This window comes from Pseudomonas sp. FSL W5-0299 (assembly GCF_005930655.1).
Taxonomy (GTDB): Bacteria; Pseudomonadota; Gammaproteobacteria; order Pseudomonadales; family Pseudomonadaceae; genus Aquipseudomonas; species Aquipseudomonas mandelii.
This window is the reverse complement of the sequence record NZ_RXHX01000001.1, coordinates 400,749-427,735: the sequence shown is the minus strand read 5'-3', so window position 1 is coordinate 427,735 and position 26,987 is coordinate 400,749. Positions and strand designations below refer to the sequence as shown.

General features: G+C 60.1%; 23 protein-coding genes. 11 read left to right on the top strand and 12 right to left on the bottom strand.

Annotated features, from left to right (window positions below):
- The first annotated feature begins 152 nt into the window (after nt 1–152).
- The 9 genes from FHL16_RS02055 (at nt 153) to FHL16_RS02015 (ending at nt 10,426) form a co-directional block, all read left to right on the top strand.
- Complete coding sequence (locus FHL16_RS02055) at nt 153–1,835, top strand: flavin monoamine oxidase family protein (protein ID WP_010467144.1); 1,683 nt, start codon at nt 153–155, stop codon at nt 1,833–1,835.
- A 12-nt stretch (nt 1,836–1,847) separates the two neighbouring features.
- Nucleotides 1,848–2,642: a carbon-nitrogen hydrolase family protein gene (locus FHL16_RS02050; protein WP_010467143.1), complete on the top strand. Its 795-nt coding sequence runs from the start codon at nt 1,848–1,850 to the stop codon at nt 2,640–2,642.
- Nucleotides 2,643–2,690: 48 nt separating this feature from the next.
- On the top strand, nt 2,691–5,117 hold the full coding sequence (gene pqqF / locus FHL16_RS02045; protein ID WP_077747302.1) for a pyrroloquinoline quinone biosynthesis protein PqqF: 2,427 nt from the start codon (nt 2,691–2,693) through the stop codon (nt 5,115–5,117).
- A gap of 155 nt (nt 5,118–5,272) precedes the next feature.
- Nucleotides 5,273–5,347: a pyrroloquinoline quinone precursor peptide PqqA gene (gene pqqA / locus FHL16_RS02040; protein WP_009045898.1), complete on the top strand. Its 75-nt coding sequence runs from the start codon at nt 5,273–5,275 to the stop codon at nt 5,345–5,347.
- A gap of 76 nt (nt 5,348–5,423) precedes the next feature.
- Nucleotides 5,424–6,335 carry a pyrroloquinoline quinone biosynthesis protein PqqB gene (gene pqqB / locus FHL16_RS02035; protein ID WP_010467139.1) on the top strand — a complete coding sequence of 304 codons (912 nt, stop codon included), beginning with the start codon at nt 5,424–5,426 and terminating at the stop codon, nt 6,333–6,335.
- A gap of 127 nt (nt 6,336–6,462) precedes the next feature.
- A complete protein-coding gene (pqqC, locus tag FHL16_RS02030; protein ID WP_010467138.1) occupies nt 6,463–7,215 on the top strand; it encodes a pyrroloquinoline-quinone synthase PqqC in 753 nt (250 codons plus the stop codon).
- Nucleotides 7,212–7,487, top strand: coding sequence for a pyrroloquinoline quinone biosynthesis peptide chaperone PqqD (gene pqqD / locus FHL16_RS02025; protein WP_010467137.1), 276 nt, complete (start codon nt 7,212–7,214; stop codon nt 7,485–7,487). Before pqqC ends, pqqD begins: the two co-directional genes overlap by 4 nt.
- A 4-nt stretch (nt 7,488–7,491) precedes the next feature.
- A complete protein-coding gene (gene pqqE, locus FHL16_RS02020) occupies nt 7,492–8,634 on the top strand; it encodes a pyrroloquinoline quinone biosynthesis protein PqqE (protein ID WP_167362294.1) in 1,143 nt (380 codons plus the stop codon).
- Nucleotides 8,600–10,426: a S9 family peptidase gene (locus FHL16_RS02015; protein WP_077747300.1), complete on the top strand. Its 1,827-nt coding sequence runs from the start codon at nt 8,600–8,602 to the stop codon at nt 10,424–10,426. The genes pqqE and FHL16_RS02015 overlap by 35 nt, the downstream gene beginning before the upstream one ends.
- Before the next feature lie 105 nt (nt 10,427–10,531).
- Here FHL16_RS02015 and FHL16_RS02010 read toward each other — a convergent pair whose 3' ends face one another.
- Both FHL16_RS02010 and FHL16_RS02005 read right to left on the bottom strand, forming a co-directional pair.
- The gene (locus FHL16_RS02010) at nt 10,532–10,690 is read right to left on the bottom strand and encodes a YqaE/Pmp3 family membrane protein (protein WP_007904205.1); all 159 of its coding nucleotides are present in this window, start codon (nt 10,688–10,690) and stop codon (nt 10,532–10,534) included.
- Between the two features lie 204 nt (nt 10,691–10,894).
- A complete protein-coding gene (locus tag FHL16_RS02005) occupies nt 10,895–12,136 on the bottom strand; it encodes an aspartate aminotransferase family protein (RefSeq protein ID WP_077747299.1) in 1,242 nt (413 codons plus the stop codon).
- A 169-nt stretch (nt 12,137–12,305) separates the two neighbouring features.
- Here FHL16_RS02005 and FHL16_RS02000 point away from each other — a divergent pair, with 169 nt between their 5' ends.
- Complete coding sequence (locus FHL16_RS02000) at nt 12,306–13,235, top strand: LysR family transcriptional regulator (RefSeq protein WP_010467132.1); 930 nt, start codon at nt 12,306–12,308, stop codon at nt 13,233–13,235.
- A 227-nt stretch (nt 13,236–13,462) separates the two neighbouring features.
- Here the strand turns inward: FHL16_RS02000 and FHL16_RS01995 are convergent, their stop codons facing one another.
- The 10 genes from FHL16_RS01995 to bioB form a co-directional block, all read right to left on the bottom strand.
- A complete protein-coding gene (locus FHL16_RS01995; RefSeq protein ID WP_077747298.1) occupies nt 13,463–15,241 on the bottom strand; it encodes an acyl-CoA dehydrogenase C-terminal domain-containing protein in 1,779 nt (592 codons plus the stop codon).
- Nucleotides 15,242–15,506: 265 nt separating this feature from the next.
- On the bottom strand, nt 15,507–17,303 hold the full coding sequence (locus tag FHL16_RS01990; protein WP_077747297.1) for an acyl-CoA dehydrogenase C-terminal domain-containing protein: 1,797 nt from the start codon (nt 17,301–17,303) through the stop codon (nt 15,507–15,509).
- Nucleotides 17,304–17,393: 90 nt separating this feature from the next.
- Nucleotides 17,394–18,683, bottom strand: a complete 1,290-nt coding sequence (locus FHL16_RS01985) for a GGDEF domain-containing protein (RefSeq protein ID WP_010467125.1) — start codon at nt 18,681–18,683, stop codon at nt 17,394–17,396.
- 239 nt (nt 18,684–18,922) lie between these two features.
- Nucleotides 18,923–20,728, bottom strand: coding sequence for a phenylacyl-CoA dehydrogenase (locus tag FHL16_RS01980; protein ID WP_077747296.1), 1,806 nt, complete (start codon nt 20,726–20,728; stop codon nt 18,923–18,925).
- Nucleotides 20,729–21,004: 276 nt separating this feature from the next.
- On the bottom strand, nt 21,005–21,301 hold the full coding sequence (locus tag FHL16_RS01975; RefSeq protein ID WP_010467121.1) for a hypothetical protein: 297 nt from the start codon (nt 21,299–21,301) through the stop codon (nt 21,005–21,007).
- A 107-nt stretch (nt 21,302–21,408) separates the two neighbouring features.
- The gene (gene bioD, locus FHL16_RS01970; RefSeq protein ID WP_010467119.1) at nt 21,409–22,089 is read right to left on the bottom strand and encodes a dethiobiotin synthase; all 681 of its coding nucleotides are present in this window, start codon (nt 22,087–22,089) and stop codon (nt 21,409–21,411) included.
- Nucleotides 22,086–22,898: a malonyl-ACP O-methyltransferase BioC gene (gene bioC, locus FHL16_RS01965; RefSeq protein ID WP_077747295.1), complete on the bottom strand. Its 813-nt coding sequence runs from the start codon at nt 22,896–22,898 to the stop codon at nt 22,086–22,088. Before bioC ends, bioD begins: the two co-directional genes overlap by 4 nt.
- Nucleotides 22,891–23,622, bottom strand: a complete 732-nt coding sequence (locus FHL16_RS01960) for an alpha/beta fold hydrolase (RefSeq protein ID WP_010467117.1) — start codon at nt 23,620–23,622, stop codon at nt 22,891–22,893. The genes bioC and FHL16_RS01960 overlap by 8 nt, the downstream gene beginning before the upstream one ends.
- The gene (gene bioF, locus FHL16_RS01955) at nt 23,615–24,793 is read right to left on the bottom strand and encodes an 8-amino-7-oxononanoate synthase (protein ID WP_010467116.1); all 1,179 of its coding nucleotides are present in this window, start codon (nt 24,791–24,793) and stop codon (nt 23,615–23,617) included. The genes FHL16_RS01960 and bioF overlap by 8 nt, the downstream gene beginning before the upstream one ends.
- Before the next feature lie 166 nt (nt 24,794–24,959).
- Complete coding sequence (bioB, locus tag FHL16_RS01950; RefSeq protein WP_010467114.1) at nt 24,960–26,015, bottom strand: biotin synthase BioB; 1,056 nt, start codon at nt 26,013–26,015, stop codon at nt 24,960–24,962.
- 90 nt (nt 26,016–26,105) lie between these two features.
- Between bioB and FHL16_RS01945 the strand changes: the two genes are divergently transcribed.
- Entirely contained in the window at nt 26,106–26,846 is a 741-nt protein-coding gene (locus tag FHL16_RS01945) for a ComF family protein (RefSeq protein WP_077747294.1), read from the top strand.
- Nucleotides 26,847–26,987 lie beyond the last annotated feature (141 nt).

Genomic DNA, 26,987 nt, shown 5'->3' with positions numbered 1-26,987 from the left:
GTGTGTAGTAGCTTGTCGTCATAGTGACCAAAAAATTAGCAAAACGACGACACATTGCGTCTTATTAACGTGTTCTACGCTCTCTAGAATGGCTGCCATCTTTTCCTATACTCAGATGCGCATTCCGCGTCGGGTCGCCAGTAAGGTCAGTCATGAACAAGAACAATCGCCATCCTGCAGACGGTAAAAAACCAGTCACCATTTTCGGCCCGGACTTTCCTTTCGGCTTTGACGACTGGATCGAACACCCGGCCGGCCTGGGCAGCATTCCGGCACACAATCATGGTGCCGAAGTGGCGATTGTTGGCGCAGGTATCGCCGGTCTGGTGGCAGCTTATGAGTTGATGAAACTGGGCCTCAAACCCGTCGTCTACGAAGCTTCGAAAATGGGTGGCCGTCTGCGTTCCCAAGCGTTCAACGGGACCGATGGCATCGTCGCCGAACTGGGCGGCATGCGCTTTCCGGTGTCGTCCACGGCGTTTTACCACTATGTCGACAAGCTCGGTCTCGAGACCAAACCCTTTCCCAATCCGCTGACGCCTGCCTCTGGCAGCACCGTGATCGACCTGGAAGGCAAAACCCATTACGCACAGAAACTGGCAGATCTTCCTGCACTATTCCAGGAAGTGGCTGACGCTTGGGCAGATGCACTGGAGGCTGGCTCGCAGTTCGCCGATATCCAGCAAGCGATCCGCGACCGCGATGTGCCACGCCTCAAAGAGCTGTGGAACACCCTGGTTCCGCTGTGGGATGACCGAACCTTCTACGACTTCGTCGCTACCTCCGAAGCCTTCGCCAAGCTCTCATTCCATCACCGCGAAGTGTTCGGCCAGGTCGGTTTCGGTACCGGCGGCTGGGATTCGGACTTCCCGAACTCGATGCTGGAAATCTTCCGCGTCGTGATGACCAACTGCGACGATCACCAACATCTGGTCGTCGGCGGCGTCGAACAAGTGCCGCAAGGCATCTGGCGTCATGTGCCGGAACGTTGCGTGCACTGGCCCGAAGGCACCAGCCTCAAGTCGCTGCACAGAGGCGCGCCACGCTCCGGGGTTAAAAAAATCGCTCATGCCCCGGACGGCCGTTTTGCGGTCACCGATAACAACGGCGACACCCGCGAATACGCGGCGGTACTGACCACCTGCCAGAGCTGGCTGCTGACCACCCAGATCGAATGCGACGAAACCCTGTTCTCGCAAAAGATGTGGATGGCCCTCGACCGCACCCGCTACATGCAATCGTCGAAAACCTTCGTGATGGTCGACCGGCCATTCTGGAAGGACAAGGATCCGGAAACCGGCCGCGACCTGATGAGCATGACCCTCACCGATCGCCTGACCCGCGGCACCTACCTCTTCGACAACGGCGACGACAAGCCGGGTGTGATTTGCCTGTCGTACTCGTGGATGAGCGACGCACTGAAAATGCTGCCGCACCCGGTGGAAAAACGCGTGAAGCTGGCGTTGGACGCATTGAAAAAGATCTACCCGAAAGTCGACATTGCCGCGCGCATCATCGGCGATCCGATCACCGTGTCGTGGGAAGCCGACCCGCACTTCCTCGGTGCTTTCAAAGGCGCCCTGCCCGGCCACTATCGCTACAACCAGCGGATGTATGCGCACTTCATGCAGGACGACATGCCGGCCGAGCAACGCGGGATCTTCATCGCGGGCGACGACGTTTCATGGACGCCGGCGTGGGTGGAAGGCGCGGTACAGACTTCGCTCAACGCGGTCTGGGGCATCATGAAACACTTCGGCGGTGAAACTCACGCCGAGAACCCGGGTCCAGGTGATGTGTTCAACGAGATCGGTCCGATCGCCCTGCCCGAGTAAAAGGAGTTCCAAATGCGCGTAGCCCTTTACCAATGTCCACCGCTGCCCCTGGATGTCGCCGGCAATCTGCAGCGCCTGCATCAACTGGCGCTGGAGGCCAAGGGCGCTGACTTGCTGGTGCTGCCGGAGATGTTCCTGACCGGCTACAACATCGGCATCGATGCCGTCAGCGTGCTGGCGGAGGTGCACAACGGTGAATCGGCGCAGCAGATCGCGCGCATTGCCAAGACCGCCGGGATCGCCATTTTGTACGGCTATCCCGAGCGCACCGAGGACGGGCAGATCTACAACGCCGTGCAGTTGATCGACGCCAACGGCGAGCGCCTGTGCAACTACCGCAAGACTCACCTGTTCGGCGACCTCGATCACTCGATGTTCAGCGCCGGGCAGGATGATTTCCCCTTGGTGGAACTCAACGGCTGGAAGCTCGGCTTTTTGATCTGTTACGACCTGGAGTTCCCGGAAAACGCCCGTCGCCTGGCCTTGGCCGGTGCCGAGTTGATCCTGGTGCCGACGGCGAACATGGTTCCCTTTGACTTCGTTGCCGATGTCACCGTCCGCGCCCGCGCCTTCGAAAACCAGTGTTATGTGGCATATGCCAACTATTGCGGGCAGGAAGGTGAGATCAACTATTGCGGCCAGAGCAGCATCGCTGCACCGGATGGCAGCCGCATCGCCCAGGCGGGCCTGGATGAAGCACTGATTGTCGGTGAGCTGGATCGTCAGTTAATGGTCGAATCCCGTGCCGCCAATCGCTACTTGGTCGATCGCCGTCCTGAGCTTTACGGCGACCTTAACAAGCGCTGATCCATCGTAATCCGCTAGCATTAGCGCTTCTCTGTCCTGGAAGTGCTCATGCCTGCGCTGAATCATCCCCGCCCCCACACTGAAACCCTGGCCAATGGCCTGCGGGTGACGCTGCGTCATGCTCCCGATTTGAAGCGCTGCGCCGCGGCGTTGCGGGTTTTCGCAGGCAGTCATGACGTGCCGCTGGCATGGCCCGGCCTCGCGCACTTTCTCGAGCATTTGTTGTTTCTGGGGACGGAGCGCTTTCCCGCAGGGCAAGGGCTGATGGCCTACGTGCAAGGTCATGGCGGCCAGGTCAACGCACGCACCAGCGAACGCACCACCGACTTCTTTTTCGAACTGCCGCCTCAGGCGTTTAGCGGTGGGCTGGAGCGTCTGTCAGACATGCTCGCTCATCCGCGTATGAATCTGGACGATCAGCGGCGGGAACGGGAAGTGCTGCACGCCGAATTTGTCGCCTGGTCCCGGGATGCCAAGGCTCAACAGCATTTCGCGCTGTTTGACGGGCTGTCGACGGCTCACCCGCTACGGGCGTTTCATGCGGGCAACCGTTACAGCCTGCCGGTGCCGCAGCCGGAGTTTCAGCAAGCGTTGAGGGATTTCTATCAGCGGTTTTATCGGACCGGGCAGATGACGTTGAGCCTGGCCGGACCGCAGAGTCTCGATGAGTTGAGGGCAATGGCTCAGCACTTTGGCGATCTTCTCGCCGTAGGGGAAAAGGTTGCGCAAGAAGCACCTGCACCGCTTATGGACTCTTCCGACAATAGTTATCAACAGGCTGGCGAACGTCGGCTCGATCTACTGTTCGCGTTCGAAGCGTTGCCCGACTCATCCCGCGAGGCATTAGCGTTCCTGTGCCATTGGCTGAACGCCGCTAAACCTGGCGGTCTGCTGGCTGAATTGCGCGAGCAAGGGCTGGCGGACAGCCTGAAAGCCGCGCCGCTGTATCAGTTCGCCGGCCAAGCCTTGCTGCACATTGAATTCACCACAACTAAACCGGGGAACGCGATCCGCGAACGGCTTGTGGATTGGCTGGGCTTTTTTGCCTCTCACCAGAACTGGACCGAGTTGCGCCAAGAGTACGCCGCCCTGCTCGACCGTCAGCAACACGTCAGCGGTGCCCTGCAACTGGCGCGACTGGACAGTGAGCAGCTTGAAGCCGGTTTATCCGAACAAGGCGTCATAGCGCTCAAGGACATCCTGAAAAAAATCGGCGCTGTGGATAACTTCTCCGGCGAATGGCAATTACCAGCGCCAAACCCGTTTTTACGCACAGAAGCACCAGCGACCAATGCCGGATTGATTCGCGGCCAGACCAGCAAACACCGCGGCCTGCGGACGTTTGCCCAGGATCGCTCGCGCAGCCGTCGCGAAAACTCGCCGATGCAGTTCAGTCAGGCGTTGCCGGACAACACGGATGAGGGCGCGATTTATCTGCGCTGGCGACTGCAGGCCAAACCTCATCCCCGTGTTCAATCGAACCTGGAAAATCGCCTGCAACCCTCGCGTGAAGATGCCCGCCAGGCGGGGGTCGAGTTTTCCTTCAGTGCATCAGGCAATGAATGGCTGCTGAAGATGACAGGCCTGCAGGAGCCCATGCCGACCGTCCTCGAACATGTGCTGAAAGAGCTGACAAAACCCGATGTCGGTTTCCCACAGGAAGAACCGCCAAGCATGCCGTTGATACCGATCAGACAGCTGCTGAAAATGCTTCCCGAGCATTCACTTGAGCGCACCGCTGAAAGTGATGACGTGCAGCAGCTCTGGGCGAGCGCACGCTGGCAAGGTCTGGCGATGGGCCTGTCGGCGCAGACGCAAGCAGCGATGGGCCTGGCACTTAGCCGCGTGCCCGGTGCTGCGGACGATCAGCCGTCGCCGCCCGCCTCGATAAACGCGCTGCATCTGTGGAGCGCGCTCGACACCGGTTCCAGCGAACACGCGCTATTGCTGTTTTGCCCGCCGGCCACGCAAGACATCACCGACGAAGCCGCGTGGCGTTTGCTCGCTCACCTGTGCCAGACGCCGTTCTATCAGCGCCTGCGGGTTGAACTGCAATTGGGTTATGCCGTGTTCAGCGGCCTGCGTCAGTTTCATGGGCAGACCGGGCTGCTGTTCGGCGTTCAATCACCGAGCGTTGCCCCTCAGGATCTGCTGGAACACATAGAGCGCTTCTTGAACGAAATGCCCGCACTGATTGAAGGCGTCGATGATGCGACCTTCATTGCCCAGCGCCAGGCCTTGGCCGACCAATTCCACGCCACCGCACTGCCCCACGCTCAGTCGGCCGAACTGCTCTGGCAGGGCAAACTGGCGGGCCACTCGTCGGATTATCTGGAGCGATTGCCTGAAGCGATCCTGCTGATCGACCGCAACGCATTGAAAGAAGCAGCCCGACGACTGAATCAGGCCGAAGGTGGCTGGCGCTGCTTGGCCAGCAGCGCCTGCGCGACAGCACCTTGGCAAGCGGCAAAATGATCATTACCGACGCTGCAATTAGCTTTCTCAAAGATTCGCGGCCAATCGCGCTGTAATTTTGAGTAACATAGCCACCTAACTATCTGAACATCTCCGACTGGAGGTGGACTATATGTATAGGTCTCAACTGTCTCATCACCTGAAGGAGCGCTCCCATGTCCTGGTCCAAACCTGCTTACACCGACCTGCGTATCGGCTTTGAAGTCACCATGTACTTCGCAAGCCGCTAAGGTCTGCCGTTGTAATGATGTGCAACGCCTCGGTTTACCGGGGCGTTTTTATTTTCAGCGTTGAAATGGAGCGCCCATGTTTGTCCAGATTCTAGGTTCCGCCGCCGGCGGCGGTTTCCCCCAGTGGAACTGCAACTGCGTGAACTGCGCCGGTTTTCGCAACGGCAGCCTGAACGCCAAGGCGCGTACCCAGTCGTCCATCGCGATTTCCGATGACGGCGTGAACTGGATCCTGTGCAACGCTTCGCCGGACATCCGCGTCCAGCTGCAAGGCTTCACCCCGCTGCAACCGGGCCGCGCCCTGCGCGATACCGGCATCAGCGCAATCATCCTGATGGACAGCCAGATCGATCACACCACCGGTCTGCTCAGCCTGCGCGAAGGTTGCCCGCACCAGGTCTGGTGCACCGACATGGTCCATGAAGACTTGAGCACCGGTTTCCCCCTGTTCACCATGCTCAAGCATTGGAATGGCGGGCTGAACTGGAACCGCATTGAACTCGACCGCAGCTTTACCATCCCGGCCTGCCCAAGCCTGCTCTTCACCCCGCTGCCCCTGCGCAGCGCCGCGCCGCCCTACTCGCCGCACCGCTTCGACCCGCACCCGGGCGACAACATTGGCCTGATCGTCGAAGACCTGAACACCGGCGGCAAACTGTTCTACGCGCCGGGCCTGGGCAAAGTCGATGCGCCGCTGCTGGACATCATGGCCGCCAGCGATTGCCTGCTGGTGGACGGCACGATGTGGGACGACGACGAAATGCAGCGCCGTGGCGTCGGTACGCGCACTGGACGGGAGATGGGCCATCTGGCGCAAAATGGCCCCGGCGGCATGCTCGAAGTGCTGGAGCAATTGCCCAAGCAGCGCAAAGTGCTTATCCACATCAACAACACCAATCCGATTCTCGATGAAGATTCGCCAGAGCGTGCCGAGTTGGCTCGGCGCAAGGTTGAAGTGGCGTATGACGGCATGAGTATTGTGTTGTAGCGGATGGCCTCTTCGCGGGCAAGCCTCGCTCCTACAGTGATCGCGTGCCCCTGTAGGAGCGAGGCTTGCCCGCGAAAGCGTCGGACCAGACACCAGAGAATCCACCGGTCATCCCCGGAGAACCGCAATGACTGACACCCCAATGTCCCCCGCCGAATTCGAAGCAGCCTTGCGCGCCAAGGGCGCCTATTACCACATCTATCACCCGTACCACGTGGCGATGTATGAAGGCCGGGCGACCCGCGAGCAGATCCAGGGTTGGGTCGCCAATCGCTTCTACTATCAGGTGAACATCCCCCTGAAGGACGCTGCGATCCTCGCCAACTGCCCGGATCGCGAGATCCGTCGCGAGTGGATTCAGCGTCTGCTCGACCATGACGGCGCCCCCGGCGAAGACGGCGGCATCGAAGCGTGGCTGCGTCTGGGCCAGGCCGTCGGCCTCGACCCGGATCAGCTGCGCTCGCAGGAACTGGTCTTGCCCGGCGTACGTTTCGCCGTGGACGCCTACGTAAACTTCGCCCGCCGGGCCAGTTGGCAGGAAGCCGCCAGCAGCTCGCTGACCGAGTTGTTCGCGCCGCAGATCCACCAATCGCGCCTCGACAGCTGGCCGCAGCATTATCCGTGGATCGACCCGACGGGCTACGAGTATTTCCGCACCCGTCTCGGCCAGGCACGCCGTGACGTGGAACACGGTCTGGCGATCACTTTGCAGCACTACACGACGCGTGAAGGCCAAGAGCGCATGCTGCAAATTCTCCAGTTCAAACTGGACATCCTTTGGAGCATGCTCGATGCCATGAGCATGGCCTACGAACTGAACCGCCCGCCGTATCACAGCGTGACCGACCAGCGGGTCTGGCATAAAGGAATCACCTTATGAGTTTCGATCGCAGCAAGACCCCGACGTGGCGTCAGGGCTACCGCTATCAGTACGAACCGGCGCAGAAAGGCCATGTCCTGCTGTACCCGGAAGGCATGATCAAACTCAACGACAGCGCTGCGCTGATTGGCGGTTTGATTGATGGCCAGCGTGACGTAGCGGCGATCATCGCCGAACTGGACGCGAAGTTCCCCGACGTGCCCGAGCTCGCTGAGGACATCGAGCAGTTCATGGAGGTTGCCCGTGCTCAGCACTGGATCGAACTTGCCTGATTCCGTGTCAGGCACGTTACCGCCAAAACCTGAAATCGGCCTGCCGCTGTGGCTGCTGGCCGAGCTGACGTACCGCTGTCCGCTGCAATGTCCATACTGCTCAAACCCGCTGGACTTCGCCGAACAAGGCAAAGAACTGAGCACCGAGCAGTGGATCAAAGTGTTCCGCGAAGCCCGGGAAATGGGTGCCGCACAGCTGGGCTTTTCCGGCGGTGAGCCGCTGGTGCGCCAGGACCTTGCCGAGCTGATCGCCGAGGCGCGCAAGTTGGGTTTCTACACCAACCTCATCACGTCCGGCATTGGCCTCACCGAGCAGAAAATCAGCGACTTCAAGAAAGCCGGCCTTGATCACATCCAGATCAGTTTCCAGGCCAGCGACGAACAAGTGAATAACTTGTTGGCTGGTTCGAAAAAGGCCTTCGCGCAGAAGCTGGAAATGGCTCGTGCGGTGAAAGCCCACGGCTACCCGATGGTGCTGAACTTCGTGACCCATCGGCACAACATCGACAAGATCGACCGGATCATCGAGCTGTGCATCGCCCTTGAAGCGGACTTTGTCGAACTCGCCACCTGCCAGTTTTACGGTTGGGCACAGCTCAATCGGGTCGGCCTGTTGCCGACCAAAGAACAATTGGTTCGCGCCGAACGCATCACCAACGAATACCGCGCCAAACTGGAAGCCGAAGGTCATCCGTGCAAGCTGATTTTCGTCACGCCGGACTACTACGAAGAACGCCCGAAAGCCTGCATGAACGGCTGGGGCAGCATTTTTCTTACAGTCACGCCGGACGGAACCGCACTGCCGTGTCACGGTGCCCGACAGATGCCGGTGCAATTTCCGAACGTGCGCGATCACAGCATGCAGCACATCTGGTACGACTCGTTCGGCTTCAACCGCTTCCGTGGTTACGACTGGATGCCCGAGCCATGCCGCTCCTGCGACGAGAAAGAAAAAGACTTCGGCGGCTGTCGCTGCCAGGCGTTCATGCTCACGGGTGACGCCAGCAATGCCGACCCGGTGTGCAGCAAGTCGGAGCATCATGGCGTGATTCTCAAGGCCCGCGAAGAAGCCGAACACGCGACCCAGACCATTGAACAACTGGCCTTTCGCAATGAACGAAACTCACGCCTCATCGCTAAAAGCTGAACCCTTCAGCGCTTCCCGGGCCGTCGCGGCCGGTATCGACTTCGCCGAGCTGTTAGTCGGCCAGCATGGCCTGTTCTGGAACGAATACCGCCCCGAGGATGCCGCCTGCAGGATCTGGCATTGGCGCGACAGCCAGGCCCGTTGCCTGACTTCGGCAGGCTTCAGCGTGCGCAGTCGGGTGTACGAATATGGCGGTGGCGCGTTTTGTCTGACGGATGACGGGATTGTTTTCGTCAACGAAGCAGACCAGCAACTCTACCGGCAATCGCTGGCGGGCGAGACGCCTGAGGTGCTGACCTCCGGGGAATGCCGTTACGGCGATCTGCAGTTTGCCAACGGACAGGTTTTGGCGGTTGAAGAGAACCGGGATCGGCATCGTCTGGTGGCGATTGATGTGGCTGACGGCCAGCGTCATCTGCTGGCCGAAGGCGCCGATTTCTATGCCGCGCCGACGCTGAGTCCGGACTCGCAACGATTGGCGTGGATTGAATGGAGCCGCCCGGATCAGCCGTGGACCGCCACTCGCTTGATGGTTGCCGAGCGCCAGAATGATGGGGGCTTCGCTCAACCACGTTGTGTGGCGGGCGATGGTGCGCAGGAGTCACTGCAACAACCGCGTTTCGACAGCGACGGCCACCTGTTTTGCCTGACGGATCGCGGCGGCTACTGGCAGCCTTGGGCGGAATCCGCAGACGGCCTGAGCCTGCTGCCGAGTGCCGCCGCTGACCATGGGCCGGCACCGTGGCAACTGGGGGGCAGCACCTGGTTGCCGCTGGGCGAAAGCCGCTACTTGGCCAGCTGGACCGAAGGCGGGTTCGGCAAACTGGGAATCTGCGGTGACGCCGCTGAAGATTTCACCGGTGATTACAGCCGTTTTCGTCATCTCGCACTGGATGAGCAATTCATCTATTGCATCGCGGCATCGCCGGTCAGTTCGTCGGCGGTGATCGCAATCGAGCGCGATACCCGCCAGGTCAAAATCATCGCCGGCGGGATCGCACCGTTGCCCGCCGAGCGCATCAGCGTCCCGCGAACCTTGCGCTACCCGAGCGGTTCGGGCGAGGCCCACGGCTTCTTCTATCCGCCGATGACCGGCGAGGCGAAACCGCCGCTGGTGGTCTTCATCCACGGCGGCCCGACCTCGGCCTGCTACCCGATGCTTGATCCACGCATTCAGTACTGGGCGCAACGCGGCTTCGCCGTGGCCGATCTCAACTACAGCGGCAGCAGTGGCTATGGCCGGGCGTATCGCCAGGCGCTGCATTTGAGTTGGGGTGACGTGGATGTCGAAGATGCCTGCGCGGTGGTCGCTTATCTTGCCGATCGCGGCTTGATCGACGGCGACAAGGCGTTTATTCGCGGCGGCAGTGCTGGCGGTTACACCACGCTGTGTGCGTTGGCCTTTCACAACGTCTTCCGCGCAGGCGCCAGCCTTTACGGTGTCAGCGATCCCGTGGCACTGGGCCGCGCGACCCACAAGTTCGAAGGCGATTATCTGGATTGGCTGATTGGCGATCCGGTTGAGGATGCCGAACGATACGCCGCGCGTACTCCGCTGCTGCATGCGAACAACATCAGTGTTCCGATGATTTTCTTTCAGGGCGAACTGGACGCCGTGGTGGTGCCGCAACAGACCCGCGACATGGTCAAGGCGCTACAAGACAACGGCATTCTGGTTGAAGCGCATTACTACGCGGACGAACGGCATGGCTTTCGCAAGGCGGGGAACCAGGCCCATGCGCTGGAGCAGGAGTGGTTGTTTTATCGGCGGGTGATCGAACTCGCAAGCTGAAACCGCGTCGCGCCCTTCGCGGGCAAGCTTCGCTCCTACAGGTACGGTGTTGTCCCGTAGGAGCGAGGCTTGCCCGCGTAAGCGATCTATCTGACGCCGCAGAACTCAGCGCTTGGCGATGATGTACACCGCATGCACGATCCCCGGAATGTAACCGCACAACGTCAGCAAAATATTCAGCCAGAAAGCGCCGGCGAAACCGACTTGTAGAAACACGCCCAGTGGTGGCAACAGAATGGCAATGATGATGCGAATGAAATCCATGGGGCAGCTCCTGATGTGAAGTGAACTCGTGTGAGCCCTACTGCTAATCGACACGCGCCGTTCGTCAGGGTTCAGTAGGAACCTGGCGCAATAGCGAAACCTCATGAATCGCAGGCAAAAAAACGCCCCACGCGAAAGAATCAAACGTGGGGCGATGCGTTATTACCGCGAGACGGTTCTGGAATTCGTGCGGGAAAAGTCTGATCAGACCGCAATCCCCTTGCGGCACTGCAGTTGTGCGGTGCGTACGCGGGAAAAGGCGCGGGACAGGCGCAGGATCATTTCGTCGATGTTGGCGTTGCTGACCGTGAGCGCCGGGGTAAAGCGCAGGCAATCGGGTTGTGGGGCGTTGATCACCAAGCCTTCGGACAACGCGGCTTTGACCACGGCTTCAGCTGAATCATCGGACAGGGTCAGTCCCCAGAGCAGCCCTTGCCCGCGCAACTCGCCGTGACCATAGCGATAGGACAAACGACTCAAGGCTTCGCGCAGGTGCTGACCGGTTTCAACCACATGATCGAGAAAAACCTTGTCCTGAATCGTGTTCAACACCGCAAGACCGGCAGCGGTCATCAGCGCATTGCCATGATGAGCGCCCGACAGGTCGCCCACCTCGAAACAACAGGCCTTGCCCCGCGCCAACAACGCAGCCAATGGCACACCACCGCCAAGCCCTTCGCCGAGGACGACGATATCTGCCCGAACACCGTGGACCTGTTCGGCAAGCAACGTGCCGCAGCGACCGAGGCCGGTGTGCACGTCGTCGAGGATCAACAAAATGCCCAGCTCCCGACACAGGCGTTCGACACCCTTGAGGTAATGCGCAGTGGCCGGAATCACCCCGGCTTCGTTTTGGATCGGTTCGAGCAGGATGGCCACGGTCCGGGCATCGACCGCCGCGTGCATCGCCGCCAGATCATTGAAGGGAACGGGGTGAAAGTCCGACGGTGAAATCGCCCCGGGACTACGGCCATGGCAGCCGTTGCTGGCCACGATGATCCGTGAGGCCCCGCTGCGATGCAGTCGACCCCATTGACGTGCCAGTTGAATCGCGGCCTCACAGGCTTCGGTGCCGCTGTTGAGCAGGTACGCCTGATCACTGCCGGTGCTATTGCAGAGCCGCTCGGCAAGGTTGAGCATGCCGCGGTTATGCAGTGCGAAACCCGGGTTGATCAGCGATTGAGCCTGTTCTGATATCGCATTGACCAGCACCGAAGGGCTGTGGCCCAGGCTGTTGGCGCCGCCACCCTGCGAGAAATCCAGGTAAGCGCGGTCATCGCTGTCCCACAGCCAGGAGCCTTGGCCGCGGACAAAAATCTGCTTCGGCCGCTCGACACTGGGCATCAGGCACTCGCGGGAAAGGTTGTCGCGTCTGGACGCTTGGGAAGTGTCTACGACCAAGTCGTCGAGGCTCGGTGGAGTGCGACGCAAGTTGAACAGATTCATCCGCAAAAGCCTCGCTTGAGGTTTTTTGCCTTACCTATGTAAACACCATCAACGTAAACGGTATTCATCGTGCGCTCTGGCCCTGTAAGCCTTGTGAATGCGGTTAGACTAGGCCCAGACAAGGCGTTGAGCCATTTCGATTTCCCAGCATTTTCGATAAGCGCACCTTATGGATTTCAAGCAACTGCGTTATTTCGTCGCGGTCTATGAAGAAGGCCACGTCGGCCGGGCGGCCGAGCGACTGTCAATCTCCCAGCCGGCGCTGTCCCAGCAGATCCGCCAACTCGAACAAAACCTTGATGTAAGCCTGTTCGAACGCAGCAGCAAGCGCCTGCTACCCACTCTGGCCGCCCATACTTTGTACAACCACGCCCTACCCTTGCTCGATGGCCTGCAACGGGCCCGCGAGGCATTGGGCAACTTCAAGGGTCAGGCGCTGCGCACCTTGGCCATTGGCGTGTTGCAGACGGTTCACACCAGTCTGGTGCCGCAGATGCTCGAACGCGTGCGCAAGGCGCAACCGCATCTGGTGGTGCAGATCTATGAATTGACTGGCCTGGAAATCGAGCGGCGGCTGCTCAATGGTTCCCTCGACATCGGCATCAGCTACCTGCCGCCCCGACAGCCGGGGTTGCACGGCGTCATGCTGTACGAAGATGAACTGACCCTGGTGATCCCGGCGGACCACCCGTTGCGCGAGTTCAAGAAAGTCTCGATGAGTCAGGCCGCCGAGTTGCCCATGCTGTTGCTGGGTGAAGAGTTTCAAGTGCGGCAGATCTGGCAGACACAACTGGCCAATCTGGGACGACGGCCGCAGGTGCAGGCGGAACTGAACAACATGGCGGGGATTCTCGACAGTCTGCCCCACACCCGGCTGGCCACCGTGCTGCCCGGGCGCTCGCAAAAGGCGCTCGGCAACAATGAATTGCTCTGGAAACCGCTGACCGAGCCACGAGTGCCGCTGAAAGTCGGATTGGTGTGTCGGGATGTGCAGCGGCAACAAGCCTCGCTGGCCCTATTGCGCACGCTGCTGGAAGAAGTGATGAACGGGCCCGACGACCGTTTGAACAGCTCGACTGCGCTCGACGGGCCGCGCTGAATACTTTTCTGCGGGCAAAAGAAAACCCCGCCGAAGCGGGGCTTTGCAGACTGTTTCCCTGACATCCATTTCACTCCGCCGTCCTGGCAGAATCCTACGTGTCCGTGTTGTTGCTTTGCGCTTCCTGCGCGACGTCCATGTGAAGTAGATTAGCTCTGGATCCAATCTTCGCCTATGGGAGAACAGCAGCACGTCATGTAAGAGAATGCTTACATGACGCTATCGGGTCAGAACTGTCCGGCGTCCAGCAGGAACAGCGACTCGCTCCCCGCCTTCACCGACGCACTCAACGAGTGAATACGCGGCAGCAGACGGGCGAAATAGAACCGCGCCGTGCCCAGCTTGCTCGCGTAGAAATCATCCTGCGCTTCTTTGCCGAAGGCCGCCTTGGCCATCAGGGCCCACATGTAGGCGTAAGCCACGTAACCGAAGGTTTGCAGGTACTCGACCGACGCCGCGCCGATTTCGTTCGGGTTGTTTTTCGCCCGGTCCAGCAACCACGAAGTCAGCTCGTCGAGGGTGGTGACGGCATCGTTCAGCGGCTTGGTGAACTCCGCGAGATCAGCGCTGGCGGTGGCGGTGAAATGACGAATCTCATCCGCGAACAGGTTGTAGAACGCCCCGCCCGTGCCGACGATCTTGCGTCCTACGAGGTCAAGCGCCTGAATGCCGTTGGTGCCTTCGTAGATCTGGGTGATGCGCACGTCGCGAACCAGTTGTTCCTGACCCCACTCACGGATGTAACCGTGGCCGCCAAAAACCTGCTGGCCGTGCACGGTGGTTTCCAGACCGAGGTCGGTCAGGAACGCCTTGGCTACTGGCGTCAGCAGTGCGACCAGATCTTCCGCGCGTTTGCGGACGGTCGCGTCTTCGCTGAACTTGGCCGTGTCCAGTTGCATGGCCACGTAAGTGGAGAACGCACGACCGCCTTCGTTCGAGGCTTTCATGGTCAGCAGCATGCGACGCACGTCCGGATGGACGATGATCGGGTCAGCGACCTTGTCCTTGTTCTGCGCGCCGGTCGGCGAACGGCTTTGCAGGCGGTCGCGGGCGTATTCGACGGCGTTCTGGTAGGAGCGTTCGCCGGTGGCCAGGCCCTGGATACCGACGCCCAGACGCTCGTAGTTCATCATGGTGAACATCGCCGCCAAGCCTTTGTTCGGCTCGCCGACCAGGTAACCCACGGCTTCGTCGAAGTTCATCACGCACGTCGCGGAGGCCTGGATGCCCATCTTGTGTTCGATCGAACCGCAGTTCGCCGGGTTACGCGCGCCCAGGCTGCCATCGGCATTGACCATGAACTTCGGTACCAGGAACAGCGAAATGCCTTTCGGCCCCGCTGGGGCGTCCGGCAGTTTGGCCAGCACCAGGTGAATGATGTTCTCGGTCAGGTCGTGCTCGCCACCGGTGATGAAGATCTTGGTGCCGCTGACCTTGTAGGAACCGTCGGCCTGAGGCTCGGCCTTGGTGCGGATAATCCCCAGGTCTGTACCGGCGTGCGGTTCGGTCAGGCACATGGAACCGGCCCAGACGCCGGCATACATGTTCGGCAGGTACGCAGCTTTCAGTTCTTCACTGGCGTGGGCGTTGATCGACAGGCAGGCACCGGCGGTCAGCATCGGGTACAGACCAAACGACAGGCTGGCGGAGTTGACCATTTCTTCGACTTGCGCCGACACGGCCTTGGGCATGCCCATGCCGCCGTAGGTCGGATCGCCACCGACACCGACCCAACCGCCTTCAGCGTAAGTCTGATAAGCCTGTGGGAAACCGGCCGGCGTGGTGACGGCACCGTCCGCCCAATGGCAACCTTCTTCGTCAGCTGCGCGGCTCAGGGGCGCGATGCTTTTGCTGGTGACCTTGCCGGCTTCTTCGAGAATGGCTTCGACGGTTTCAGCATCAACGGTTTCGGCCAGCGCAGGCAGCTGCGCCCAGAGTTTGGCGACCTCGAAGACTTCATTGAGGACGAAGCGCATATCGCGCAGGGGCGCTTTGTAGTCAGCCATGGCAAACCTCGCAAGATCTAAACAGGTGATTCGTGGGAATGATGTTTTCGTTGGGCTCGAGTGTAACCCAACAACTTTTGCGACACATAGGGTCAGGCCGTGACCGTTTTGTAATTTTTAGTCAGCAGCATTTCAGCTGAGCAGTTCTCGTCTGGCAGGACGCATTCGCGGGCAAGCCTCGCTCCTACAGGTCGGGGTCACGCATATCCCGTGAACGACACTGACCTGTAGGAGCGAGGCTTGCCCGCGAAGCTTTTAACAATCGTCAGAGCGCAAACAACTCCGCCGGCAACTTCATCAAACAATCACTCCCCGCTTCGATAGCCGCCCGATGAGCGGCAGTACGCGGCAGCAAACGCTTGAAGTAGAACTCGCTGGTTGCCAGTTTGCCTCGGCAGTAATCCGCATCACCGCTGCCAGCGTCGAGTTGCGTCTGGGCCACCAGCGCCATGCGCAACCACAGATAGCCGAGGATGATGTAACCGCTGTACATCAAGTAATCCACCGACGCCGCACCGACTTCGTCCGGATTCTTCATTGCGGCCATGCCAACCTTGGCGGTCAACTCGCCCCACTGTTGATTCAGTCCATTGAGTTGCGCCACATAGCTGGCCAGTTGTGGATGCTCGGCATTCGCCGCGCAGAATTTGTGCACGATTTTGGTGAAGCCACGCAGCAATTTGCCCTGACTGCCGAGCACTTTGCGCCCGAGTAGATCCAGCGCCTGAATGCCGTTGGTGCCTTCGTAGATCGGCGCGATCCGGCAGTCGCGAACCAACTGTTCCATGCCCCATTCACGGATAAAGCCGTGACCGCCAAACACCTGCATACCGTGGTTGGTGACCTCCAGACCGGTGTCAGTCATGAAGGCTTTGCAGATCGGCGTCAGGAAGGCCAACAGGTCTTCGGCGTCCTGACGCGCCGTTTCATCCGGGCTCAGGTGCGCGACGTCCAGCAGCTGCGCGGTGAAATAGGTCAGCGCGCGGTTGCCTTCGTTGAAGGCTTTCATGGTCAGCAACATCCGGCGCACGTCAGGATGAACGATGATCGGATCAGCGGCTTTGTCCGGTGCTTTCGCGCCAGTCAGCGCGCGCATTTGCAGGCGATCGTTGGCGTACTTGATGGCACCCTGGAAACTCGCCTCACCCAGACACAACCCCTGCATGCCAGTGCCGAGCCGTGCGTGGTTCATCATGGTGAACATGCAGTTCAGGCCCTTGTTCGGCTCGCCGATCAAGAAGCCCTTGGCTTCGTCGAAGTTCAGCACGCAGGTCGCCGAGGCCTTGATGCCCATTTTGTGTTCGATCGAGCCGCAGGAGACGCCGTTGCGCTCGCCGGCTTCACCCTCGGCATCGGGTAGGAATTTGGGAACGATGAACAGGGAAATACCCTTGGTGCCTGCCGGAGCATCCGGCAGTTTCGCCAACACCAGATGAATGATGTTGTCGCTCATGTCGTGTTCGCCGGCCGAGATGAAGATCTTGCTGCCGGAAATCGCGTAGCTGCCGTCGGCTGAAGGCACGGCGCGGGTTTTGATGATGCCCAGGTCAGTGCCGCAATGCGCCTCGGTCAGGCACATGGTGCCGGTCCATTGGCCGGCCGTCAGTTTACTCAGGTAGGTGTTCTTCTGATCTTCGGTGCCGTGGGCGTGGATGGCCGACATCGCCCCGTGGGTCAGGCCGGGGTACATGCCCCACGAGGTATTGCTGGAGCCGACCATCTCACTGATGACCAGGCCCAGAGAACTTGGCAAACCCTGGCCACCATACGCCGGATCAGCTGCCAGACCGTGCCAGCCACCTTCCACGTACTGTGCGAAAGCCTGCTTGAAGCCTGTAGGCGTTGTCACCACACCGTTGTCGAAATGGCAGCCTTCTTCGTCACCGCTGCGATTCAACGGTGCGAGAACGTTCTCACAGAATTTCGCGCCTTCTTCGAGGATCGCATTGACCATGTCCGGGCTCGCGTCGGTGGCGCCCAGCGCGGCGTAGTTGATGTGGAAGTCGAAGACGTGGTCGATCAGAAAGCGCATGTCGCGCAGGGGAGCTTTGTATTCGGGCATGGTCGTTTCTCCGTCAGCAGATCGTTCAAACCTACTGCCGCCCACCCGGCCTCACAATCACAGTCCAGACGCTGAATGCGCCATCATCACTCAACCCGCAGCGGCGTCCATACGCACCGCGCCACGGCGAGTCTGACCGAATGCCACCACGCAATTTCGCCCGGCGCCCTTGGCGCTGTAGAGCGCTTCGTCCGCGGACTTGAGTACTTTTTCGGGGGTGCGCTGCTCTTGTCGTTCGGCCACGCCAATGCTGACAGTGACCGACACACTGGTAGCGCCCGAACCTGCACGTTTCTGACGACCTTGCTGGTCGTCCTGAGGACGGCTGTCCTGATTGCGCAACTGAATGTTGTAGGTGGCGATGGATTCGCGGATGACTTCCAGGTGCGGCATGCACTCTTCGAGAGTCTTGCCCGCGAACACCAGGGCAAATTCCTCACCGCCGTAGCGATATGCCCTACCGCCTCCTCCGATTTTCGACAGCTTACTGGCGACCAGTCTCAAGACCTGATCGCCGACATCGTGACCATGGGTGTCGTTGAATTTCTTGAAGTGATCGACGTCGCTCATGGCCAGCACGTAATTGCGCCCCAGCCGCTGCATCCGCTCGTTCAAGGCGCGACGACCCGGCAGGCCAGTGAGCTCGTCGCGGAAGGCCATTTGATAGGCCTCGTGGGCGACCGCGGCGGCAATCATTAACATCACCTGACTGCACATGATGTTCAGGGTGAACGGCAGGATGAAAGTTTTCGGCAACGCCCAGAACAACCCGACCAACCCCACCAGTTGTGCAGCGTGCAAGGGTCTGGGGTTACGCCAGTATTGCCAGCTCAGCAGCAGGAACGAGGCGATGAACACGGGATAGGACAACTGGATCAAGCTCATCCAGGCGCCATGCAGCGCTGGCCAGCGGATTTCCGACAGCCACATCAACAAGGCCTGGGGATAACTTTGCTCCAACCCGAGCGCGACACTGCCAACAGCGAGCAATACCGCGAAGCGCGCCACCATGTCCTGAAACAAGTGGGTGCGTTCCTGCCATGCGGCGAACACGCCGAACAACAGCGGCAGCAATAGGCAACACAGGTGGAACACCACTGCTGCATCTTCACGGACCTTGCCGTTGTCGCGGTAATAGTCGGTCTGGGTGTCGAGCAGAAAGTAGGCGATGTACACCGTCACCATCAGAAACAGTTCGCGCTGACGTCGGTAAACCGCGCAATACGCACCACCGAGTAACAGCACCAGGGTCGGCAGCACGTTGAACAGCGAAGTGAAAAAGACGTTGAGGTCCTTGATGTAAGCGGCCGCAAGCCCCGCAAGCAAAAGCAGTAACGACGGTAGGAAATGGCTGATACGTACAGCGGAAGAACGCGGCAAGGGTAAAGCTCCGACCGTCATGACAATAGATGGCATTGTGCCCACCTACTGTAACGGCAGAAATGCCGACTTACTGAGTCAATTGTCAGGTTTTTTTAGCGGGTGTTTCAGTGGCCGCAGACCGAATTGGCAGTGACTGGCTCCCATCAAAGATCGCGGGCGAGCTTTTACTTTCACCAGGAACAAAAAAGCCGCTACCCCGGAAGGGATAGCGGCTTTATGAAGAACTGCGTTGAGGCTTAGTAGCCCAGTGCGAAGTCTTCTTCTTTCATGTCCATCAAGTTGTTGGCACCCGACAGCATGGTTGCAACATGAGTGCGGGTACGCGGCAAGATGCGCTGGAAGTAGAAGCGCGCAGTCTGCAGCTTGGCGGTGTAGAACGCCTCTTCGGAAGTGCCGGCAGCCAGTTTCTCGGCAGCCAGACGCGCCATGTCAGCCCAGAAGTAGGCCAGGCAGGCGTAACCGGAGTACATCAGGTAGTCCACCGACGCCGCGCCGACTTCTTCGCGGTCCTTCATGGCAGCCATACCGACCTTCATGGTCAGCTCGCCCCATTCTTTGTTCAGTGCAGCCAATGGCTCGACGAACTCTTTGACCGCTTCGTTGCCTTCGTTGGTCTGGCAGAACTTGTGGACGATCTTGGTGAAGCCTTTGAGGGCTTCGCCTTGAGTCATCAGCACTTTACGACCCAGCAGGTCGAGTGCCTGGATACCGGTGGTGCCTTCGTACAGCATCGAAATGCGGCTGTCGCGAACGTTCTGCTCCATGCCCCACTCGGCGATGAAGCCGTGGCCACCATAGATTTGCACGCCGTGGTTGGCAGACTCAAAACCGACTTCAGTCATGAAGGCTTTGGCGATTGGCGTCATGAACGCCAGCAGTGCGTCGGCTTTCTTCTTCTCTTCTTCGTCTACGCCGTATTTGACGATGTCGACTTGCTTGGCGGTGAAGTAAACCATCGCGCGGTTGCCTTCGGCGAACGCTTTCATGGTCAACAACATGCGACGTACATCAGGGTGAACGATGATCGGATCAGCGGCTTTTTCCGGCGCTTTCGGGCCAGTCAGCGAGCGCATTTGCAGACGATCGCGAGCGTATTTCAGACCGCCCTGGAAGCCGATCTCGGCGTGGGCCAGGCCTTGCAGCGCGGTGCCCAGACGAGCGGTGTTCATAAAGGTGAACATGCAGTTCAGGCCTTTGTTCGCCGGGCCGATCAGGTAACCGGTGGCTGCGTCGAAGTTCATCACGCAAGTGGCGTTGCCGTGGATACCCATCTTGTGTTCCAGGGAACCACAGGTCACGGCGTTGCGGGCACCGATCGTACCGTCTGCGTTCGGCATGAACTTCGGCACGATGAACAGCGAAATGCCTTTGGTGCCAGCCGGCGCATCCGGCAGGCGAGCCAGCACGATGTGGACGATGTTGTCGGCCATGTCGTGTTCACCGGCCGAGATGAAGATTTTGGTGCCGGAGACTTTGTAGGAACCGTCGGCTTGAGGTTCGGCCTTGGTGCGCAGCATGCCCAGGTCGGTGCCGCAGTGCGGTTCGGTCAGGCACATGGTGCCGGTCCATTCGCCGGACACCAGTTTGGTCAGGTAAGCCTCTTGCTGCTCAGGCGTACCGTGCTCGGAAATGGTGTTCATCGCGCCGTGCGACAGGCCTGGGTACATGCCCCACGACCAGTTGGCTTCGCCAACCATTTCGCTGACGGCCAGACCCAGAGACTCCGGCAGGCCCTGGCCGCCGTGTTCTACGTCGTGGGCCAGGCTTGGCCAGCCGCCTTCAACGAATTGCTTGTAGGCTTCTTTGAAGCCAGTCGGGGTTTTAACGCCGGACTCGCTCCAGGTGCAGCCTTCGGTGTCACCCACGCGGTTCAGCGGAGCCAGCACCTGCTCACAAAACTTGGCGCCTTCTTCGAGAATGGCGCTAACCATGTCTGGAGTTGCGTCTGCGCAAGCCGGAAGGCTCTGATAGTGCGCTTCGTAGCCGAGCAGTTCGTCACGAACGAAGCGAATATCACGCAAGGGGGCCTTGTAGTCAGGCATAGCGATAAACCTCTGCTGATGTAACCGGGAATGAACGACCGTGTTGATTTGTTGTGACGGTCAAACAGTTGTTTGAAACATACGTTTACGCCCAAATCTTGTCAAGCGCCGATCTTTTGCCGTTCGTCATCACGCGCACAAATGCCGGACCGCAGCCGCGCCGCCGCCGTTGACAACGCAACAAGCCATGCAGGAAAGATTAGTTGAGGGAGAAGGACTTACGCACAAAAACGCCGCGAATAGTCGCGGCGTTGGCAGGACGGGTTCAGCGAGGGGTCAAGCGTAGGTATCAATCAACGTTCCAAGCATTTCGTCGGACGCCTTGGCGACTTTCACGCCGGCCTCCACCTGAAACTTGCCCTGGGCCATCTCGACCATATTGCTGGCCAGGTCCGATTGCTGGCTGCGGTCAACCGAACGCAGGCGGTCTACCTGAACCTCGGAAGACTGGCTCGTCACCGAACGCTCGAGGGTACTGCTGGCAATCTGGCCGGAAGCCTGATCGACACGGTTCTGCCCTGTCTGAATAGTGCTCAGACCGGCATAAAAAGCGGTGTTTCCTGAGATTTCCATGGGAGAACTCGTCCTAAATAGGAACAACAGCGGCCATTGAAACAGACCTGATGGCAAAAGGCCCGACAAAAACACTAATGGCACAGTGCCTTGTCATAGGCAAAATCTCAATCCAGCAGATCCAGTTGCAGGTGTTCCGCCACCGCTTCTGCGGTGACCGATTTGAGTTTTGGCACTCGTCCAAGACAAGGCGCGGGAATGCGCTCGGCGAGGGTCGCGAGGTTCTCTTCCAGGCGCGAGGTCTTCGGATCGATGATATTGGCCACCCACCCCGCCAGCTGCAAACCGTCCTGGGCAATCGCCTCGGCGGTCAGCAGCGCATGATTGATGCAACCCAGGCGCACGCCGACCACCAGGATCACCGGCAGGCCCAGCGCCATTGCCAGATCCGACAGATTGTCCTGATCCGCCAACGGCACGCGCCAGCCGCCGGCGCCTTCGATCAAGGTGAAATCGGCCTGCATGTCGAGAATCGCGAGCATCGGCGTCAACAGTGATTGCACCGTGAGCGCCACGCCCGCCTCCCGCGCGGCCAGGTGCGGAGCAATCGGCGGTTCGAACGCCACCGGGTTGACCTGTGCATAAGTCAGCGGCAACGAGCACTCGGCCAGCAACGCCAGCGCATCGGAATTACGCAAACCCTTGGGCGTCACATCACAGCCGGAAGCGACCGGCTTGCCCGCCGCCGTACTCATGCCCGCCGACCGCGCAGCATGCAACAGGCCGGCAGCAATGGTGGTCTTGCCGACATCAGTGTCCGTGCCGGTAATGAAATAAGCAGCGCTCATATGGGTTTCTCCAACACGGCGTAGACCACTTGATAAGTCGCCGGCAATCCTTCGGCCTGACGAAACTGCTCATAAGCCTCGACCAAGCCAAGGATCCGCGCCCGACCGGTCAAACCGCCCGGCCGACCGGGGTTCAAGTTGTGTGCGCCCAACGCCTTGAGTTCATGCGTCAGGCTGCGCACGTCCGGGTAATGCAACACATGAGGACGGGTCTCCAGACTGACAATCCGCAAGCCACTGGTCGCGCACAGCTGTTGATAAATACCGAACTCGCGGAAGCGATTGACGTGCACCATGCCATCCACTTGACGCCAGCTGTCACGCAACTCAAACAGCGTCCCTACACAAAGACTAGCAAACGCGAATACCCCGCCCGGCTTGAGTGCCCGAAACGCCTCACTGAGCACCGATTCGAAATCCGCGCACCACTGCACCGCCAGGCTGGAGAAGATCAGATCACAGGTCGAATCCTGCAACGGCAACCGTTCTGCATCCCCGGCGATGAAATGGGTGGCGCCGCCTAATGGCCGGGCGTGTTTGAGCATGCCCTCGGCGATGTCCATTGCCAGTCCGTTGCCCGAAAAAAAGCGCTCGCCCAATGCCCGGCTGAAATGCCCGGTACCGCAGCCCAGATCCAGCCAGACACCCGGCACAAAATCACCGGGCAAACGGCTCAACAACTGGCTGCCGACATCGCGCTGCAATTCGGCCACGCTGTCGTAGCTCGACGCCGCGCGGGAGAAGGAGGCCGCCACCTGGCGCTTGTCAGGCAAGCCGCCGGGTAGATTGGGGAAAGATAAATCAGTCATCACCGGACTCGTGCAAAAAGGCCTGGATCGCCCCCGCCACACCGTGGGGGTCTTCCAGTAGAAACGCATGGCTGGCCTGTTCGATCAGGCCGATTTCGACATCCGGCAGCAAGGCCAGCAACTCGCTCGCTGCCTCGGCCGGGACCAGACCGTCGAGACCGGCGAACAAATGCAGTTGCGGACCACGAAATGCCTGCAAGGCTTGACGGGTATCTAGTTGGGCGAGCACTTCCAGACCGCTCATCAGCACTGCTTCAGAGGTGTGCGGCGCCCCACCGAGCAACAACCGCGACAGCCCGCGAGGATCTTCCGAGCCTTGGGCGCAAAGGAGTGAAAAGCGCTTCAACGTCATTCGCGGATCGGCCTTGCAACCGGCGAGAAACGCGTCGAAGGTTTCGCCAGCCATCGCGCTCGGCCATTGCTCATGGGCGACAAAAGAAGGATTGCTCGCCAGGGTCAGCAAGCCACAGCAACGATCACCACGACGCGCCGCCAGCTCAGACGCAAGCATGCCACCGAGGGACCAGCCACCGAGCCAGGTGTCTTGCGGGATCGTCGAATCCAGTTCATCGAGCCACTCTTCAATATCGCTCGATTCCAGTTCCGGCAACGGCTCGATCTCTACCCGCAGATGCTCATCCAGCCCCTGCAAGGCGGCCGCTAAAGGCTCCAGCGGTGAAATTCCGAGGCCCCAGCCGGGCAGCAGAATCAGTCGATCACGCATGGCTTGGCTCCGGTCCCAGTAATTGAAAACAATCGGCCAGTCCATTCAACAATAGCTGCACCTGCGCTTCGCTGTGGGCGGCGGTCAGGGTCACGCGCAGACGGGCGCTGCCGGCGGGCACGGTGGGCGGACGAATCGCCGTGACCATCAGTCCGCGCTCGCGCAGCATCTGCGACAGTCGCATCGCACGCCCGGCATCGCCGATCATGATCGGCTGGATCGGCGTGAAGCTGTCCATCAACTCCAGGCCGATCTGCTCGGCGCCATGGCGGAACTGGCGGATCAGCGTCTTCAGATGCTCGCGTCGCCAATGTTCAGTGCGCAGCAGCTCAAGGCTTTTCAGCGTCGCGCAAGCCAGGGCCGGTGGCTGGCTGGTGGTGTAGATATAGGGGCGGGCGAACTGGATCAGGCTTTCGATCAGTTCTTCGCTGCCGGCCACAAAGGCTCCTGCCGTGCCGAATGCCTTGCCGAGGGTGCCGACCAGCACCGGCACGTCTTCCTGACTCAGGCCGAAATGCTCGACAATCCCGCCGCCGTTGGCGCCCAGCGGGCCGAAGCCATGGGCGTCATCGACCATCAGCCACGCGCCCTTAGCCTTGGCTTCCCGGGCCAACGCCGGCAAGTCGGCAATATCGCCGTCCATACTGAACACGCCGTCGGTGACCACCAGTGTATTGCCGGTAGCCTTCTCCAGCCGCTTGGCCAGGCTGACCGCGTCGTTATGCAGATAGCGATTGAAACGCGCGCCGGACAACAAACCGGCATCCAGCAGCGAGGCATGATTGAGGCGGTCTTCCAGCACCGTATCACCCTGCCCGATCAACGCGGTGACCGCGCCGAGGTTGGCCATGTAACCGGTGGTGAACAGCAGCGCACGCGGGCGACCGGTCAGGTCGGCCAACGCTTCCTCCAGCTCATGATGCGGCGTGCTGTGGCCAATGACCAAATGCGACGCCCCGCCACCGACACCCCAACGAGCAGCGCCAGCGCGCCAGGCTTCGATCACTTGCGGATGATTGGCCAGGCCCAGGTAATCGTTGTTGCAGAACGCCAGCAATGGCTGACCGTCGACCACCACTTCCGGGCCTTGAGGGCTTTCGAGCAGGGGGCGCTGGCGGTAGAGGTTTTCGGCACGACGGGCAGCAAGGCGTGCGGCGAGATCGAAAGACATGCAGGCCTCGTGGATCAGAATTCAGTAGCGATCGCAGTACCTGTGGGAGCGAGCCTGCTCGCGAAAGCCATCGAACAACCAACATTTATGTTGAGTGTGAATGCCTCTTCGCGAGCTGGCTTGCTCCTACAGGGTTTTGCATTCCTTCAGAAGGATCAGTGGAGCGTCAAACAGCCGCGTTATAGAACTGCTCGCTGCTCTTCTGCTCAACCAACGCTTGTTCGATCGCGGCCTGATGCACTTCGTCCGCGTGCTCTTCGCGCGCTTCCGGCAGGATCCCCAGGCGCGAGAACAGTTGCATGTCCTTGTCGGCCTGCGGGTTGGCGGTGGTCAGCAGTTTTTCGCCGTAGAAAATCGAGTTGGCACCGGCGAAGAACGCCAGGGCCTGCATCTGCTCGTTCATCGCTTCGCGGCCAGCGGACAGGCGCACGTGGGATTGCGGCATCAGGATGCGCGCGACGGCGAGCATGCGGATGAAGTCGAACGGGTCGATGTCCTCGGCGTTTTCCAGCGGCGTACCGGCGACTTTCACCAGCATGTTGATTGGCACCGACTCTGGATGCTCGGGCAGGTTGGCCAGCTGGATCAGCAGATTGGCGCGGTCATCGAGGGACTCGCCCATGCCGAGGATGCCGCCGGAGCAGATCTTCATCCCCGATTCACGCACGTAAGCCAGGGTTTGCAGGCGCTCGCTGTAAGTGCGGGTGGTGATGATGCTGCCGTAGAACTCCGGCGAGGTGTCGAGGTTGTGGTTGTAGTAATCGAGGCCGGCGTCGGCCAGCGCAACGGTCTGGTCCTGATCCAGGCGACCCAGGGTCATGCAGGTTTCCAGGCCCATGGCTTTCACGCCTTTGACCATTTCCAGCACGTAAGGCATGTCTTTGGCCGACGGGTGTTTCCACGCCGCGCCCATGCAGAAACGGGTCGAACCGATGGCCTTGGCGCGAGCGGCCTCTTCGAGGACCTTCTGCACTTCCATCAGCTTTTCTTTTTCCAGGCCCGTGTTGTAGTGACCGGACTGCGGACAATATTTGCAATCTTCCGGGCAGGCGCCGGTCTTGATCGACAGCAGGGTGGAAACCTGGACGCGGTTGGCGTCGAAATGCGCGCGGTGCACCGTTTGCGCCTGGAACAACAGGTCGTTGAATGGCTGAACGAAGAGTGCTTTGACTTCGGCCAAAGACCAGTCATGACGCAGGGTGGCAGAGGTGCTGGCGCTCATGGGCGTTTCCTTGTTTATGCTTGGCAAGCGACTGGGGAAGGGAATACCCACAGACGCGACACGGATGTTCGGCATATTTAAGGAAGAGTGATGCGCTGTCAACCACGATACGTAGGACCGGTTTACATCTGGTCAAATAACAACCAACACTGTTTGCTCTGCAGTGAAGCCACCGAGGACGTCAGGCCGATCTGCATGGCCTGTGAAACCGACCTGCCCTGGCTGGGCGATCACTGCCAGACCTGCGCGCTGCCCTTGCCTGCGTCAGGCCTGACGTGTGGCCCATGTTTAAAACTGCCGCCGGCTTTCGAGCGGGTCGCCGCGCCCTGGACGTACAGCTTTCCGGTGGACACGTTGATCACGCGCTTCAAGCACAGCGCCAAGTGGCCGTTTGGCCGCCTGCTCGGCGAACTTCTCGCGCAGTTCCTGCAACATCGCTTCGATGAGGACCTTAATCGGCCCGACGTTCTGGTCCCCGTTCCGCTGGCTGCACAACGCCTGCGTCAACGGGGTTTCAACCAGGCTGCGATGCTCGCCCACTGGCTCAGTAGTAGCCTCGACATCCCTTGCGATGAACAGCTGCTGCTGAGGATTAAAGACACCAGCGCGCAACAGGACCTGAATGCCGACGCTCGCAAAAAGAACCTGCGCAATGCGTTTGCCCTGACGGCCGATGCGCCGGTCAAAGGGCGGCACCTGGCAATTGTGGACGACGTGCTGACCACAGGCGCCACGGCTCAGGCCCTGGCTCGCCTGTTGATGGACGCGGGCGCGGCTCGGGTAGATGTTTATTGCCTGGCCCGCACGCCCAAACCCGGCGACGCAGCCTGACGTAACGCCATGCACAAAACCTGTGGGAGAGAGCCTGCTCGCGATGGCGGTGTATCAGACACATCAATGGTGACTGTGATGGCCTCATCGCGAGCAAGCTCGCTCCCACAAGGACGTGGGCTGACTTGACTCCCAGGCTTC